11 protein-coding genes and 1 pseudogene are annotated in these 16,804 nt (G+C 39.0%); 5 read left to right on the top strand and 7 right to left on the bottom strand.

What is annotated here, in order from left to right:
- Positions 1-32 precede the first annotated feature (32 nt).
- A pseudogene (locus tag OLW01_RS14520) lies at positions 33-1,360 on the bottom strand (alkaline phosphatase PhoX).
- A gap of 186 nt (positions 1,361-1,546) precedes the next feature.
- Between OLW01_RS14520 and OLW01_RS14515 the strand changes: the two are divergent.
- Positions 1,547-1,720: a phage integrase N-terminal SAM-like domain-containing protein gene (locus OLW01_RS14515; RefSeq protein WP_268076654.1), complete on the top strand. Its 174-nt coding sequence runs from the start codon at positions 1,547-1,549 to the stop codon at positions 1,718-1,720.
- A gap of 11 nt (positions 1,721-1,731) precedes the next feature.
- Here OLW01_RS14515 and OLW01_RS14510 read toward each other — a convergent pair.
- A protein-coding gene (locus OLW01_RS14510) for an IS3 family transposase (protein ID WP_268074538.1) occupies positions 1,732-2,843 on the bottom strand; the annotation gives its coding sequence in 2 pieces (ribosomal slippage) (positions 1,732-2,582 and positions 2,582-2,843; 1,113 coding nt in all).
- 113 nt (positions 2,844-2,956) lie between these two features.
- Here OLW01_RS14510 and OLW01_RS14505 point away from each other — a divergent pair.
- Positions 2,957-3,490 (top strand): tyrosine-type recombinase/integrase, encoded by a 534-nt coding sequence (locus OLW01_RS14505; protein ID WP_326498606.1) that lies wholly within the window; start codon positions 2,957-2,959, stop codon positions 3,488-3,490.
- A gap of 18 nt (positions 3,491-3,508) precedes the next feature.
- Positions 3,509-3,685 (top strand): tyrosine-type recombinase/integrase, encoded by a 177-nt coding sequence (locus OLW01_RS18435; protein WP_326498605.1) that lies wholly within the window; start codon positions 3,509-3,511, stop codon positions 3,683-3,685.
- Positions 3,686-3,911: 226 nt separating this feature from the next.
- Here OLW01_RS18435 and OLW01_RS14500 read toward each other — a convergent pair whose 3' ends face one another.
- The 4 genes from OLW01_RS14500 to OLW01_RS14485 form a co-directional block, all read right to left on the bottom strand.
- Positions 3,912-4,835 carry a heparin lyase I family protein gene (locus OLW01_RS14500; protein WP_268076653.1) on the bottom strand — a complete coding sequence of 308 codons (924 nt, stop codon included), beginning with the start codon at positions 4,833-4,835 and terminating at the stop codon, positions 3,912-3,914.
- A 12-nt stretch (positions 4,836-4,847) separates the two neighbouring features.
- Positions 4,848-6,689 carry a heparin lyase I family protein gene (locus OLW01_RS14495; protein WP_268076652.1) on the bottom strand — a complete coding sequence of 614 codons (1,842 nt, stop codon included), beginning with the start codon at positions 6,687-6,689 and terminating at the stop codon, positions 4,848-4,850.
- 59 nt (positions 6,690-6,748) lie between these two features.
- Positions 6,749-8,464, bottom strand: coding sequence for a BNR-4 repeat-containing protein (locus OLW01_RS14490; RefSeq protein ID WP_268076651.1), 1,716 nt, complete (start codon positions 8,462-8,464; stop codon positions 6,749-6,751).
- Positions 8,465-8,766: 302 nt separating this feature from the next.
- Positions 8,767-9,258, bottom strand: coding sequence for a hypothetical protein (locus tag OLW01_RS14485; protein ID WP_268076650.1), 492 nt, complete (start codon positions 9,256-9,258; stop codon positions 8,767-8,769).
- Positions 9,259-9,816: 558 nt separating this feature from the next.
- On the opposite strand from OLW01_RS14485, the gene OLW01_RS14480 reads away from it, so the two are divergent.
- Positions 9,817-11,850: an ATP-binding protein gene (locus OLW01_RS14480; protein ID WP_268076649.1), complete on the top strand. Its 2,034-nt coding sequence runs from the start codon at positions 9,817-9,819 to the stop codon at positions 11,848-11,850.
- A 340-nt stretch (positions 11,851-12,190) separates the two neighbouring features.
- Here the strand turns inward: OLW01_RS14480 and OLW01_RS14475 are convergent, their stop codons facing one another.
- Positions 12,191-15,283, bottom strand: a complete 3,093-nt coding sequence (locus tag OLW01_RS14475; RefSeq protein ID WP_268076648.1) for a TonB-dependent receptor — start codon at positions 15,281-15,283, stop codon at positions 12,191-12,193.
- Positions 15,284-16,267: 984 nt separating this feature from the next.
- On the opposite strand from OLW01_RS14475, the gene OLW01_RS14470 reads away from it, so the two are divergent.
- Positions 16,268-16,633, top strand: a complete 366-nt coding sequence (locus tag OLW01_RS14470) for a sulfatase/phosphatase domain-containing protein (protein WP_268076647.1) — start codon at positions 16,268-16,270, stop codon at positions 16,631-16,633.
- The last annotated feature ends 171 nt before the right edge of the window (positions 16,634-16,804 follow it).

The following is a 16,804-nucleotide window of genomic DNA, read 5'->3' as shown; positions in this document are numbered from 1 at the left end:
AAACTTATCTAGTTAAGGTCTTAGGCTGGCTTCTATTCTAAAAAGCTAGCCCAAGGACCGGTAATGGCTAAGGTTTTAGCTGGCGCATAGACATTCAAAAACAGGGTTTGGCCATCTGGTGAAAAATAAGCCCCCGCGAGCTCGGTCCTTGCAGTTAAGCGGGCAAAATCATAAACTCGCCCTTCTGGTGTAACGCCGCGTAGGTGATTGTTCACCTCGTCTGTATATTGTTCTTCACATACGATTAGGTGTCCATTCAGCGCTACGGTTAAGTTATCACCAAAGTTATAAAAATCGGCCTGATGGCTCTCCATAAATAACTGTATTCGCGCGGGCTGTTTGCTTTCGGTCGCTTGCCCCTCGTTGACAGATGGTTGATACCGCATAATTTGCCCAAGTTGTTTGCCACCACCATTTGTATAGCAAAAATACAATTCGTTATCGCCCCAATGAATCCCTTCACCACGCGCAAAAAGCGCCGCGCCTTTTTGATAACTTTGCTTGGGTAAATCATCATTCGGGCTCAAAGGAGCGTTAATATTGATCCACTTGGTTTCAAACCATTGTTGAATGGGCATATTATTCGATTGCCAATTGCGTGTATCAAACTGCGCCCTGTTTTTTATCACCATGGCCTGTAATTGACCACCTATGTGCAAATGACCATATTCTTTTGGGGTAAAGCGATAAAATAATCTATCGCCTCTATCCTCGGTTGAATAAACAATACCTGTGTTAGGGTCAACCACAGCCGCTTCGTGACTAAAGCGGCCTAATTCTGGCAATGGCGTTGCTTTAATCAAGCCCATTACATTGGCGGGTACCTCAAAGACAAAACCATGAGACTTGCCCACACCTGAATTTTGATCAAGTACAGATTCTTCACAGGTTAGCCAAGTGCCCCATGGGGTGACACCACCGGAGCAATTTCGGATCGTACCCACTAATGACAAAAATTCTTGTTCTTTCTGTCTCGTTTTCACATTATAAATAATATTGCTGGTGCCACCCGGTAGTGCAATGCTCTCTTTATTCGTATCGTAAGCATGCGCCGTTTTATGATGTTTAATACTCGTTTCTGCGTTAGCTAAATCACTCGGTTTCAATTCATGGTTACGTATCAGTGCCACGCGCTCTTCATCCAGCGGGATACAGCCCATACCGTCGGCTTTATCTGGTACGGTAAGCCATCTGTCATTTTTTCATCAAGCAGGGAGATAATCTGATAGCTAAAACCATATGGCAAATCTAACAAACGATGCGGATCTTTGTTTAGTGCACCGTAAGCAAACACTTTATCAGTCAAACTATTTTGCGAGATTTTACCAAAAACACTTTTGGACAATCCTAAAAAAGCCAGCTAACCTGCACCTAAAATTAAATTGCGTCTAGTCAGCATAAAAAATTTGTAGATTTTAAAATAAAGAATAAAACCCTATATTAATTCAAAACAAGCAAAAGAGTAGCCTTGTTGTATAAGTTCATTCAATCGCCATAAAACTGACTAAATAATAACCAAGCTTTGGTATACTGGATCTCTAGTCCCATGCTGGGGCAAAGTCAGGGTCTGCTTGTCTTTGGTTACAGTCGAGTTGCTTATTTGCATTGGGTTCGTACTTTTATTCGCTTTAACGACTATAAACATCCACAGGATATGGGAAATGCAGAAATCGAGCGTTTTTTAAATCATCTTGCTGTTAATCGGCAAGTCAGTGGGTAATACACCCATTTTTAATTGACGCTAAAAGTAGAAGGTTGCGTTATTAAAGCCTGTTTGTATTTCGGTGGTATGCCACCAATTGCCTTGTTTGGTCGTTCATTGTTGTAAAACCATAGCCATTCTGTCGCATGATCTTGCACTTCGGCAATACTGCTGAATAAATACTGGTTCAGCCATTCGTAGCGAACGGTGCGGTTATACCGCTCCACATAAGCATTTTGCTGTGGGTTGCCTGGTTGGATAAATTTTAGTTCAACATCATGTTTTTCAGCCCACTCAGCCAATAACGCACTGATATATTCCGGGCCATTGTCACTGCGGATTTGCCTGGGCTTTCCACGCCATTCAATAACTTGATTGAGAGTGCGGACAACACGTTCAGCTGGCAGCGAGAAGTCTACTTCAATCGCCAGACCCTCACGATTAAAATCGTCAATGATATTGAGTAGCCTGAAGCTGCGGCCATCAACAAGCTGGTCATGCATAAAATCCATAGACCAACACTGGTTTATCGACTCAGGCACAGCAAGTGCTTCAGGTTTATCCCGTTTTAAGCGCTTCTTAGGCTTTATGCGCAGATTAAGCTCCAGCTCCCGATAAATCCTCAACACCCGCTTATGGTTCCAGCCAAAACGTTTCACATTACGTAAAAAGTAAAAACACATACCAAAGCCCCAACTGCGGTGAGTTGTCGTTAGCCAAAGCAGCCAGTCAGCAACTAGCGCGTTCTCGTCACTCAGTTTGGCCTGATAGCGATAACAGGTTTCGCTAATCCCAAACAAGGAACACGCTAACTTGATGGCAATGGAATGGTTTTGCACCGCCTTTTGCGCCAACTCCCGTCGGCGCGACGGCTTTACCACTTTTTTTCGATGGCCTCTTTGAGGATTTCAGCCTTTAGTCGCTCCTCGGCATACATCTTTTTAAGCCGTGCATTTTCGGTTTCCAGCTCTTTTAATCGGGCCATCATGGACGCATCCATGCCGCCAAACTTGGCGCGCCATTTATAAAAGGTAGCCGAACTCATGCCATGCTCGCGGCATAGCTCCGGAACCGGCGCACCGGCTTCCGCTTGTTTTAAAATTGCCAGGATTTGGCTGTCGCTAAATTTTGATGTTTTCATGCAGAATCTCCTGCGTTTATGTTACGAGAAAATTCTACTTTTGACGTCAGTTATTTTTAGGGTGTATTACCAGTGCAGCTACTCAAAATCAAGCACTTTGTGCAATCATATTTATGTATAGGTATGTGATTAAAAGAGAAATTAATGATCTTGCATATTCTTTTACCAAAAGACAAAAAACCATCCCTACGGTATTAAGTACCCAAGAAGCTATGTTAATTATTTCTAATCTGTCGGGTAAGTATCGAATTATAGCCAGTTTGTTATTTGGTGCCGGTTTAAGAATAAGTGAGGTACTCAGATTAAGGATTAAAGACATTGATTTTCATAACAAAAGTATTTTTGTCTTCCGTGGTAAAGGGAATAAGGATCGCTGTACATTGTTGCCCGAAAATTTAATTGTCTTTTTACAGACTCAAATTGAAAAAGCTAAGCAATTGCATCAACAAGATATAGAAGATGGTTTTGGTCTTGCTTCAATGCCTATCAGTTTGATCAAAAAATACAAATCTGCGGCCAAAGATACTGCTTGGCAATATATCTTCCCATCTAGTATTCGCTGTGCGCATCCACAAGATGGCTACATTTGTCGCCATCATATTCACGAAACTGCTTTTCGAAAACAACTCAGGCTAGCAGTCAAATAATCAGCCATACATAAACGAGTGACGGCACATACTTTTAGACATAGCTTTGCAACTGAGCTACTGCGTTCTGGCGCTGACATTAGGACGGTTCAAGAACTGCTTGGGCACAATGATGTAAAAACAACGGAAATTTATACGCATGTTATCGGTTCTAAATTTGGCTACGCGCGCAGCCCGTTTGATCTAGCGTACTGAATTGATCAATATTTTAAAATCGAATTTGTGTCAATTTTTGGGCTGAAAGCTGGCTGTCTGCTGAAAGCTGGCTGTCTGCTAAAAGCTAAATAAGTTCCGCTATTCGCTCATAACGGCCTGCCAGATGAAATAAACACCTATTCGTTAAAATTATAAAATCAGATATCAGCTACAACTTATCGCAAATATTAACACCTGCGATAAGTCGAGCAGCAAGTTATTATCGCTAATTCAGCTTATTTACACCCGGTGCAACATCATCATAATTAGCATTAGGGAAGTCAGCCATTTTAATGGCATCAAGATATAAATAATGATCATTTTTCATGACACTCAAATCGCCGTTAAAATACATACCCCATGAAGGATATATGCCTTTGTCATCATTGTACCCAAACTGAATATTATGTTTGTTTAATACTTTTTTGCCATCGACCCAAAGCTCTATTAAACCAGTTTTTGCATTGGAGTAATCCACTTTCACATGTAGGACAAAATCAACCCATCGATCTAAATAAGTGCTTTTAGCACCTGGGATAGTATATTTTTGGGTGCCTTTTCCTGTTCGCGTAACGCTGTTTTCATCTGGGTCCCATTTCCAGCTACCACGCAAGCCATTTTCGGTTAGGGTAATACTAAATGGTGGATTACGTGAATGTTCTTTTAAACGTTTATCGGCACTGCCATGTATTTGAAAAAATAACCAGTCGTTAAGTTCATTTTGCGTGCCGTCACTTGGAAAATAAAAACTAAACCCAAACCAAGCTTCTGCTCCCATTACGGTATCGGTTTTAAAGCCGTGGAACATGGCTTTACGATCCACATTATCTATTTTCTGTTTGTCACCGTTATAAGCGGCTGGATTTTGGTGCTTCCAAACCAGTTTGGCTGCATATTTACCACTACGCACAATCTTATCTTCTAACTCAAATGCGTGATCAGCTTGTAGCTGATTAAACATAAAGTTTTTTGCTAAATCTTTTTTCAATCCGGGGGTAAACCCTCTCGGGCTTGCGGCGTTCCAACCACCCGCTTCAAAAGATTCGTTCACTTTATAGTCACTGTTTGCAAAAGCCGAGCTGCTCATAATAAGCAATGCTAAAATGGCATAAAGTCTATTTGCAAATTGCGCTGATAACATACTTTGCATATTTATTCCTTTTTATTCCTTTATGAGTGAAAAATAACCTGGCGCAACATCGTAATAACTTGCATCATCCGCTTCAACATGACGAATTTCATCTAAATACATAGTCCCATCAGTGTCACGGTTAACGTTAATAGTACCTGTAAAATACCAGCCCCAAGAGGGATATAACCCTTTGTCGTCATTGTAACCAATTTGGATATTGGTGCGATCGGCCATTTGTTTTCCATCAATCCAAATTTTGATAAACCCTTTTTCTTCAAATGGGTTAGCACGAACTTGAATGACAAAATCAACCCAACGATCTTGATATTCTGCAAGGTTTACCGGTATTTGAAATTTATCACGGCCTTCACCACTAGTCGATGTGTTGAATTTTCTCGAATCCCAGCCATAACCAACATAAAACCCGTCCGTTTGCATGGTCAATGCCAGTGGCGGTTGGCGTCCTGGTTCGCCGGAATCAGGTGCGCCATGTAATTGGAAAAACAAAGGATTTTCGCCATCTTTAAGTTGGATTTCATCACTAGGGAAATACACACTAAAACCATGCCAAAAAGTCGACGTAATTGTTTTAGCATTGCGGCCATGTAACATTGCTTTGCGATCTACATTATCTATTTTATTTGGATCATCATTCCATTTACCCGGATCGCCGTGTTGCCAATATAGTTTTGCCGAATAATCACCCAAGCGGGTAACATTGGTTTCGGCTTTAAACGAGTCTGGGTTTTGAAATTGTGTAAAGCGGAACTGTTTAGGTATGCTTGCGTCATGCCCTGGGTTATAGTTTCCGTTTATTGTGCCTGCATTCCAACCACCATGTTCAAAAGACTCTTCGGATATCGCCTCGACTCTATCTATAGGGTTATTACCAATTAGCTTATCGCCAACTGGATAGTTTTGAGGATTGGGCTCTGAAGGGTCAGAGCTAACGTTTTGGCTGCTCTGATAGAATACGCTCTCGGAATAACCATCCGCATCAACATACTCAGCTTTAACTGAGATTTTTTTATCGATATCGGCTGCCAAAATAGTATAAGTGCTTTGATTATTCTCAAAAATCAAGTCATCATTCCGGTACCAATAATAATCCACCTCAGCCAAAACCTGATTTAAATCGCTAATATTGGCTTGTAAACTAGTGCCCACTTTCCAGCTTGGGTTATTTCCTGCATCATCGGTAACCGATAAAACACCCTGAGAATTATCGATTTTTTCAACCGCTGCTGTCTCGTCTGAGACAAGCGTTTCATAATAACCATGGCCATCCACATAGCTGACTTCAACCGATACTTTTTTACCGACCTGATCCCGCTCAAGCTTGATTATTTTACTGTCTTTATTAGGAATGATTTTACTATCTGCATACCAAACAAGGCTCACGCTAGACTCATCAAGCCCATTATTGTCGTCTGACAAATTTGCTTCAAGCATCTGCCCTTGTTTTGCACTACCTTGCAGAGTTACTAAGCCCGGTAGATTAACTAGCAGCACTTTTGTGGTTTGCACTGTATTTAAGCTGGCGTTAAATCCTTTATCATCTACATAATTCACTGAGACACTAACAAGTGTATTTATATCTTCTTTTTGAATCTGATAGCTTTTGCTATTGGCACCCGCGATATTAATTGAATCACGTTTCCATTGATATTTAATATTTTCGGAATTTGATAAGCCGTCCGGATCGCTTACAATAGCATTTAACGTGGCTCCATATTTGGCTTCACCTGAAATACTCAAACTACCTTGTTGGTTATTTAGTTGTGTTTCCTCATCCTGTTTGTTACTGCCATTTCCGCCACACGCTGCAAGCGCTAACGTCAAAACCGAAACTGTAAAAATTGTTTTATACATATACCGAGTGCCCATAGGATTGTGTTAGTTTTAAAGCTATGTTTTTTGTAATTACCGATTTAATTTGCTAACAGGTTATTTGCGCGGAACTGACCTTCGTGCCATAAATATAAACGCTGCGCCGCACCCTTTTTAATATTGACGATAGCCGCCACAACATCACCTGATTCATTTTTAATAGGCTCCATAGAAAGTCTGGTATTTGCCAAAGATAAATGCGCTTTAGTTACGTGCCAATTTTGCACTGTGTTGTCCTGTCTTTGTGCCGTGGCAAATACGCTTTTACCTTGTGCGTTTTTGTAAATCACTAACGCCGTATTTTTATTTGGGTTATTCGCCAATATCTCTAAACGCATAATTTTGTCTATCTGGCGATTTGAGCTGTCAAACAGTGTTCTATTAACGGTATTTGGCATTGGCTGGCTGTGTTTCCACTCGCCATTTTCAAATGCAGTCATTCGCCATTCACGATAATTTTTGGTGCGAGCTTGATAAGCAACAGCTGGAACATTGTCTTCACGGATAATAGGGGATGTGCCAAATGGGGTTTCTTCTCTTTGAGTTGAATCAAAAGCTAAAGTCTTTTGATTGGCGGTTGCCAAGGTAATCGGCAAGGTTAATTTTTGTTGCTGCGCGTTATAAAAAGTATCCGTTGTGGTATCTAACTTCATGTAATAGCTGTTGATACGGCCGTAATTCTCTTTATTGTGCACTTCATTAAAATTACATTCATGCCACAATGAACTGATGGCTATTTCGGTGTCGGAGATTTTTAACGGGGTAATGTAAAAAGTATCCACGTTAATTGGGTTGTCTTTTTGTGGTGTTGGCCAGGTAATCACAACAGGCGGTTCAAACCTTTGTTCACCACTTTTCATTTTGTAATATACCCAAGGCGACTTGTGTGTGCCCGCTCGGGTAAATAAGTAAATATCGCCATTCGCCATTTTTTCGCTTGCGGTGTACGAAGCAAAAGGTGTGATGTCATTTACATAAACAAATTCACTAATATCATAAGGTTTTGCCGACATAACATGTAACATTCGGCCACCCGCATGCGGTGTGTCGATAGAGAGCGGATTTAAACCATCTTCGCGCTCGCCACCATGCCCTCCATAAACAATATGGATATGCCCTTTACTGTCAAGCTCGATAATAGGACGACCATGGCTGTCGATTTTACGCTCGCCTTTTGATAAGGTGCTTTCTGCTGCTTTATTTGGCCCATCCCACTGTTGAGATTTTAAATTGTATATCGCAACATAAGGGTCGGTTAACTGTCCTTGGTAACTAATATAAACTTTATCATCTACCACATCATGCCAACCATGGTGAGGGTTGCCGGGTAAATTTTCGGTAAAATAGCCATCGGGTAATTCAGGCGTATTCAATGGCTGAGGCTTTTTAGGGCCTAACTGCTCTGGTGGTAAATCATATATTTGCTGAAACGTTTTGCCTTGAGTATAAGTATTATAAATTGGCTGATACTCAGGGTATTGACCATATAAATATTGATCAATACGCCAACGCCAGTACTCAGCGCTTTCAGGGTCGTCCGTGTTAATTTGAGCTTGCAGTGCTGAAAAAGTATTGTCTTGAGCCGACAGTTTTTCAATTAGCTCAGCGCGTGTTTCTAAAAATACTTGCTCGCTTTTATCATTCAAAGACGATGAACAAGCTGAAACCACTAACACACCCGCTGATATTAATGTTGGCAACAACATTTTTCTTAGTTTAAATAAGCAAGTATGCCCATTTTGTTTTAAAGATAACATGCAACAAACCTTTTACTTTAAGTCAAATTAAATCAAAAAATCATTATAACCAATCATTTTAAATTAATATACACTAATAGAAATTAAAAACGTTTAAAGTAAAACGGCTAAAAAAGGAAGATTGTTCATATCACGGCGTAATATAAACAGGTGACTAAAGCAGGTATTTTTACGCTTCGCTTTAGCTAGCGTATATTTTCGCTACCATTGATGTGAATAAAAACTAATCCACCAGCCCGCTATAACCAGTTATTAAGGCTTGATAAACAAGCCAGAGGAGGGATTTAAACGTCTAACGATTATTATCGTTTTTCTATTTTTATTGTTACCGGAACTTCAAACACAAGTTTAGATGTTTTAGTTACTTTGTCGTATTGTTTATAAATCCATTTATCTTCATTTTTAACAAGCCAAATACCATCAACTTCGTTAAAATTGAGATAGGTATAATTAAGGCCTGTTCTGTCTTTGTTAACTAAATCAGTGCATAGCGGCGCGTTTAAAGACACCGCCCGGCCATCATTCAATGTTAGATTGTATTTATCGGGTTTAGCTGCGTGCCGCCAATCCCAGTAATTTCCTCTGGCGCTACACTGGGCATTGTAAAATTGCTCACATAATATGGTTCGCTCAGTAACCACTCCTGTTTTAGTATTGGTGTAAAAAACGTGGAAAGCTTGATCATCTTCTAATGATTTTTTCGGTATTTTTGCATCAAGGCAAGCAGCAGACATAGGCAGTAAAGTACAACCCGATAAACATAGTAAAAATGTAAAAACTAACTGTATTTTCATGTGATTCCCTAAAAACGCTCCATAATAACAGCCATCGCTATTTAATTCGTATTCCAAATCAAAATTTAATAGCTAACCTCAACTTGGGTTAGGTGTGTTCTAACTAATTGAATTATTTAATCTTATAGCTACGCATGGTTTCTAACAATCATTTTTTGTATAGACAAGTCAAATTCACGCGCCAATCGCTAACCTCAGCTTTGGTTCCGACGTCACTCCATCTATCTCATCCATGGGATTGTAGGCAAGAGAATTTAACGCAGGCTCTGTAAAAAAAGCCGTTTGAAACCTAGTTCATTAAACCGAGTTGAGATTAGCTAATAAACATATTTAATTTAAACCACGCATCGTAAATCTGTTGAACATAATTATAACCTCAGCGTTAGACAATTTATCCGCCATACTGATTGAATATATTGCTTGTTTCGTGTTTTCAGCGCAATATCTAGGCAAAGCTAACGATCTGCATCACCACTGGCTTTTCTGTTGTGGATTTATTAGATTACGCTAATATTAACTCAGTGAATAAAATAAATATAATTTCTAGAGAGGAAGCTTGTGAGCGTTCTTCGAACTTTTCATGACATAGTCACAGATCAAACACTATCATTTCAAAATAAAGCTCAATCATTATTAGATTTTGGTTTAAAAGTGTTTGATTTAGATATTGGTATTATTAGTTGTATCCAAAATAATATTTATACCGTTGATTTTGTCGCTTGCCATAATAATGAGTTAGCCGTTGGCGCACAATTCCCATTGGATAATACTTATTGCGTGCACACGCTCACAGCAAAAAAAGCACTTGCTTTTCACCGGGCCGGAAAAAGCACAATAGCAACACACCCTTGTTACCAAAATTTCAAACTAGAGTCTTATATTGGCGCTCCCATTAATATAAATGAGCGTACCATAGGCACTGTTAACTTTTCATCAACTGAGCCTTCCTCCCCTTTCAGTACCGAATATATTGATTATATTGAATTATTTGCTCAATGGCTGGGGTCTGAAATTGCGAGAAATAACTCTATTCAACAACTTGAAAAAAACAACCAAACATTACAAAAACTAGAAAAAGCGGCGCAGATTGGCACTTGGGAATTAGAGCTTAGCTCAAATTCTTTGTATTGGAGCGAACAAACCAAAGTTATCCATGAGGTTAGTGAACAATATGAACCCAAACTAGACAATGCGTTAGATTTTTATACAACAAGCTCCACCAGAAACCAAATTGAGCAAGCAGTTGAAATAGCGGTAAATAGCGGAGAGCCTTGGAATTTAGATCTTGAAATAACCACAGCAAAAAATAAGCAAATTTGGGTGTCTACTCAAGGTAACGCGGAATTTGAAAACGGGCAGTGTATTCGATTATTTGGCACGGTTCAAAATATTACTGATTCAATAAAAATGAAGCATCTGTTGGAAGCACAAAAGTTAGAAGCAGAGATGATGCTCAGTGAAAGAAGCAAGCTATTTTCAAAAATTAGCCATGAATTAAGAACACCATTAAATGGCATAATAGGTATGCTCAATGCGGCTGCTTACGAGCAAAATAAAACACAGATGCAAGAAAAAATTAAAGTCGCATTACGAAGTTCTGACTTATTATTATGTATAATCAACGAAGTGCTCGACTATTCAAAAATAACTCATGGTGAGCTAACACTTGAACCAAGCCATTTTTTACTCGAAACCATTTTTACTGATTTAATCTCGTTATTTACGCCCTTGTGCCAAAGCAAGTCAAGCAAACTAATCGCTGATATTAATATTCCAAAAGAAATACCCGCTTATTTTGATTCCACTCGACTCAATCAAATTGTTTCTAATTTATTAAGTAATGCAATAAAATTTACCGATAAAGGTGAGGTAACGCTGACCGCGAGTGCCAGACAAGTCGCCGACAATATCAATTTAACTTTTTCAGTTAAAGATACGGGTATTGGCATGACGCCTGAAACCCAAAATGCCCTGTTTAAACCTTTTAGCCAAGGTGCATCGCTTATTACCCAAAAGTACGGCGGAACAGGGTTAGGGCTTTCTATCGTTAAAGAACTTGTCGGTATGATGCAAGGTAATGTTTCAGTTAGCAGCGAATTTGGAGTAGGCTCTGAATTTACTGTCAATTTAACTATCCCACTAGGCAAAGTAAACTTAACCCCAGAACCCTCAGCTGAACTGGAAGATATTGACGCCTCGTCAATGAATATATTAGTCGTTGACGATAATGAAATAAATAGAATTGTTATGATAGCTTGCTTACAACGGTTTAACGTAATACCAGATTCAGCGCTCGATGGTGAAGATGCCGTTGAAAGATGCAAAGCTAAAAAATACGACTTAATTTTTATGGATTGCATTATGCCAATTATGGACGGTTGGCAAGCTACCCAAAAAATAAGAGCCGATAAGCTAGTGCCTGACAGCACCATTATTGCAGCTTTAACCGCTAATACATCTGAATCAGATAAACAGGCCTGTCGGCAAGCCGGCATGAATTTATTTCTGACAAAACCAATTAATGTAGCGTCAGTTCACGATGCTCTTTGTAAAACCTTAAATGAATCACCGTTAAAGCTTACTTGTTCATGAAATTTGAGCCTGTGTATGATTACCTTCCCCTGCCCATTTTTCTCGGCTAAAACCCAACAGCGAACAACTTCCACTTCGACAATTTAAACACTCTTGATTCGTTACGCCTATTTGAATTTTTACGCTAAACATGCAAGAGGCAATCAATTGATGAATTTTTGAGATGATAAAAGCTAAAGATAAATAACCTCAGTTCGGATTGAGGTTAAGTAATGGATTGAGCGCTTGGATTAACGATAATAGCCAAGTGCTCATCCTAGATCTTTAATTAAAAAGGTATGTAAACAATTCCAAACCCTTTAACTCGACTAAATAGTTAGTCGAGTCTTTGTTACATCGTTTAAAAATTGTAATTTAAACTAACTTGAAATATGCGCCCCGTGTAATCAACACGATTAACCGCTTTTTCACTAAAGCCCCATGTTTCAACGCGTTTTTCATCGGTTAAGTTATAGCCTCGCAAAAATACTTTTAAATCTTTCGTCAGCTGATACGAAGATGAAAAATCTAAACGACCTGATGCTTGTTGAGTTCTAGGCAATAAACCTAAATAAGTATTGGTCGCTTTTAATAATGAATCATCTTTCCAGTTATAAGATAAACGAAGTGAAAATCCATCATTTTCATAATAACCAATCAGGTTAAATGACTCTGGCGACACCTTATACAATTTGGCGTTATCATTATCACTATCGAGATCGTCGCTGGTTTTTTGATCTATATAAGTATAATTAAATACCCCTCCAAAACCATTCCACGGATAAGGCAAAAAGTCTAATTTTTGCTGAACCGCTAACTCAACCCCGTTTAAGGTAATGCTACCAGGGCCGTTGAAAGTTTCGGTAATATCAACCGTTCGTACAATTGATTCGCCCGACTCATTGATAAAAGGGTCTGTCTGAATACAGGCGCCGTCTTCATTTAAGCTAACATCACTTCCAAGTTCAGCAATAATAACTTGATTGTTTTGTGGGCAAATATTATTTCGAGTTGCAAAAAATCCTGTAATTTCCTTTTGAAAAACACCGGCAGATACAGCACTACCATCACGGTTATACCATTCTAACGATAAGTCATAGTTTTTAGCATCGTATGGATTTACACCTGAACCGGGCAAGGTAATTCTAGCGGTTGCAGAATCATTACCCTCTTCAGACTCGCTTTCATTCGATCTAAACGTAACACTCGGATTTAGAATACGTAAATTAGGCCTTACAAAACCTTCATAATATGCCGCTCTAAGAACAACATCGTCATGTAAGTCAAAACTTAGATTCATTGATGGTAAAAAATGATCATATTCAGTCGTCACATTATTAGGCACTATTACATCGCCATTGGTTTGATCACGCTTAACGCCATCAATCGCTAGCTCTGTTTTTACATAGCGAACACCAAAATTACCACTATAAGTAATACCAAAATCGCCATTAAAATCTGTCATTGCATACAATGCGGTAATGTCTTGAGCCGCGTCAAAATTAGTTGACCATCGTTGTGGAAGGCCACCACTAAATACTTCGTTAAATCCACTTGGTACAACTTCATCAACGCCTTCGTATCTAACAATGCCATCTAACAAATCAGCTTTAAACTGTTGGCTATCAACTGTTAACCAGCCAGAATCTGCACCAAATGCACCTGAATATTCTCCATTGAAGAATTCAGTTCCTCCATCAGATACAAGCGGTTTTCCATAGACATCTGTGTTGTCGATATTAGACAAATTAGCACCAACAATACCAATTTGTTTGTCATTATTAGCAAGCTCTTCTCGGCTTACACGTGCGCCAAGTTTGATTTGACTAAAAACAATGGTGTCACCTAAACCAAAGTCAGTATAACGTGCTGCATTGAATTCAGCGCTTGATTGCTTACGAATTGGATTATCAACACGACCTGATAAATAGACACCTAAATTGCGTCCTTGATTTGCTTCGTCTTGCAATTGATAACTCGTGTGAATAGGATTGTCTGTAACCCCCCACGGTAAATCAAAATCAATATTTTCAAACCCTGTTGCGTTGACCGACGCTTTATTAATATCTCCGTTAGCAGCATCAATCGTCACATCAATTCCGGTAGGTACAAAGCTTTTATTCTCGCCAGTTGCATCTCTTTTCATAGGGCTGTGATGGCCCGACATTCTAAATTCAAGACCCAAATTCATAAATTGGTTTTCTGCTTCGGAGTGAGTTACAACACCATCTAATTTCCAATTATCACCATAATAATCAGCATATAAAAATAAGCCTTTAGAGGTTTCAAGGAAAGTGGTTTCACGGTTAGTGAACGTTAACATGGCGTCGGTTATATGCGTTTTCGTCACGCCATAGACTGGGCGACCATCATCAGTGTAATCATACACAAAAGGGGCGGTGTTCATGTCGGGTTCAATTCGATGGAACATATCTGTATTGTTCGCATTTGTCACATTTAAACCAGATTGGAATGATGCATCTTGCTTAGTGCCTTTATCTAAATCGCGTTTAGTGTATAAAAGGTGGGCACCTAACTTTAGCTTATCTGTGGGTTTATACTCAATATTCCCGGTAAAAGACACACGATCCCCTTCGCTGTATTCGATGACATTACGAGCTAACGCAACCCCACGTACATCTGCTTCGGCTGGGATATCCCATTTTTCGCGATATTCATCCATTGTTTCAGAATTAACGCCACGGCTTGGTCCTCGTCCGTGTTCAACGCCTAAAGTCTCATAATTTGTGAAGTTAGCGGTATCTCGGCGGAAAGTTTGACCAGAACCAGCGATTTTAAATGCGACTGCCAACTTGTCTTCAATTAAATGTTTTACCCCTGAGAGTTTAATTGTTGGATCCCAATTTTGAGTTAGCTCTTCATAACTACCGCCTACACTTAAAGTAAACTTTCCGTCTTGCTTTGACAAAGCCCGCTGCAATTGCTTATCCACTATGCCTGCTATGCCACCTGCTTGCATATCTGCGGTCGGTGTTTTAACAACTGTTACACCATCAAATACCCCAGATTCAAAAGCTGAAAAAGGATTTGTATTGCCTTCAGCTGCAAAACTACGACTTGGCGTTGCAATGCCTTGGCCAAACGCTGTCGTTTTAACAAAACCACCACTTAAACCTCGTAAACTGATTTCTGACTGGCGACCTTCGCCAGAACGCTCCAGTTGAATACCTGGAATCGCTTGCAAGGCTTCACCTAAATCTAAGGCTGGCAGTGCATCGATATCAGTTGAAGAAATCGCATCCACAATTGATGGCGCTTCACGTTTTGTATTAAGTGCATTTTCTAATGCACTTCGAACGCCTGTCACCTCAATTGTCTCAGTCTCATCTTCTGCAGCCATAGCTGCATTAACTGAGCAGATTAGCCCAGCAGTTGTGAGTCCAATAACAAATGTGTTTAACTTGAAAGATGTACGATTAGCTGACTTTGTCATACTAAATATCCTATGTTGGATGATTGATATTATCTTGGTTTTTGTTTGCTATTTGTTTTAAGTTGTTAATTAAACTTAACATTGTTAACAGTATTAAAACGAAAGGATTATATTCTCAATTTAATCAATGGCAATCAAAATTATCACTTATTTTATCAAAAGTGATTTATAACGATCAAAAAAAACTACAGACTGTATAAGCTAGATTTTAAAAAATACAATTTAACTATATAAATCAATAATTTAAATAGATATAATGGCAAGTCACGGTAAAGTAAATAACTAGAACTCTGGATAAAAAATTACGTTCTAGTGGCAATTTTTGCTAATAGTTTCGTTAAATATGGAAATCACAATGAAAAATTCGAATCTTTAGACGAATAAAATATGAGGTTGGTCACTTATCAAAGATATGAAACTATACCCAGTAATTGGGCTAGGTGGTTAAACCGATGATCGCTAAACCAATTCGTGAAGCTTTTGAATCTGTGAGGTAAAGGCACTCAGTTTCGGCTCTTTTGTTAAAGCCTATTGGTCAAATAATAATACAAATATTCTCTCGCCCAGTGATGGATATGGATAAATACAAAAAGTAACTGAGGAACCGCTTTTAACCATCTTAATAAATCATAAAAAACCAATATCAGTCATTTAAAATCAAGTGTAAATGAATTATAGTAACAGTATAATTACAAGTGATATGAATAATATCCATGCTGCACTAATACTGATGCTTTAGTGCTTTTAAACCCTAAGCAAATCTATATTTTTATTTACTGAAAGCGCGTAAAAAAATGAGCTTAGAGGCGTAAAACTCGCCGGCCGATGTGGCCCGTATGCAGACGATCCTGAAAGACTAAAATCATTTTTAGCTTCAGTAGATCTAAAGTAAGCGGCGCACATATCCCAATAAAAAATTTAGCGGGTGATAAAGAAATTAAAACATTTAAGTTTTTAAAAGCAGTAGGAACCAAACTAGCCATCATGCCTCATGATACGCGTATTGACGACCCAGAAAAAATTGTGCTTGTCTCAGTTACGTCAGTTCATGGTTACAACATTGCACACAATGGCATGTGGCACAAAGGTAATAGCTTTTGGTTATTAAACCAAATGCCAAAAGGCACCAAGAATGTTCCAGGTGATCAACGGCCAAATATGTATGATAACAGCATAAAAGTACCTACTATTGTTCGTTGGCCAAATGTTATTCCAGCTAATACAGAAAACGCATCTACAGTTTCAAATCTGGACTGGTTACCGACCTTAGTTGAATTAGCGAAAGGCAAAACGAGTAGCAACAATATCGTGCGAGGAAAAAAGTATAGTACCTGCGCTATTAAATGCTAAAACAATTGTATCTATTGATTATTACGCAGCCTATACCACGCTACATCAATCATTAACACAAATGCGTATAGCTCTTAATTGACTTTTTAAACTCTGAGCGAAATGAATTTTACGATTTGATTAACGACTCGCATGAAACAACTAATTTGCTTAGCCAAGTTGTAAGTAGTG

The sequence above is a fragment of the Catenovulum adriaticum genome (assembly GCF_026725475.1).
Classification (GTDB): domain Bacteria; phylum Pseudomonadota; class Gammaproteobacteria; order Enterobacterales; family Alteromonadaceae; genus Catenovulum; species Catenovulum adriaticum.
The sequence above is the reverse complement of the archived record's forward strand: the minus strand, read 5'-3'. Positions and strand labels throughout refer to the sequence as shown.

What these genes read in the sequence shown, in the direction of transcription:
- OLW01_RS14515 (WP_268076654.1), top strand. Translation starts at nt 1,547, where the DNA reads ATGCTGGGGCAAAGTCAGGGTCTGCTTGTCTTTGGTTACAGTCGAGTT.
- OLW01_RS14505 (WP_326498606.1), top strand. Translation starts at nt 2,957, where the DNA reads ATGTATAGGTATGTGATTAAAAGAGAAATTAATGATCTTGCATATTCT.
- OLW01_RS14500 (WP_268076653.1), bottom strand. Translation starts at nt 4,835, where the DNA reads ATGCAAAGTATGTTATCAGCGCAATTTGCAAATAGACTTTATGCCATT.
- OLW01_RS14495 (WP_268076652.1), bottom strand. Translation starts at nt 6,689, where the DNA reads ATGTATAAAACAATTTTTACAGTTTCGGTTTTGACGTTAGCGCTTGCA.
- OLW01_RS14490 (WP_268076651.1), bottom strand. Translation starts at nt 8,464, where the DNA reads ATGTTATCTTTAAAACAAAATGGGCATACTTGCTTATTTAAACTAAGA.
- OLW01_RS14485 (WP_268076650.1), bottom strand. Translation starts at nt 9,258, where the DNA reads ATGAAAATACAGTTAGTTTTTACATTTTTACTATGTTTATCGGGTTGT.
- OLW01_RS14475 (WP_268076648.1), bottom strand. Translation starts at nt 15,283, where the DNA reads ATGACAAAGTCAGCTAATCGTACATCTTTCAAGTTAAACACATTTGTT.
- OLW01_RS14470 (WP_268076647.1), top strand. Translation starts at nt 16,268, where the DNA reads ATGCCTCATGATACGCGTATTGACGACCCAGAAAAAATTGTGCTTGTC.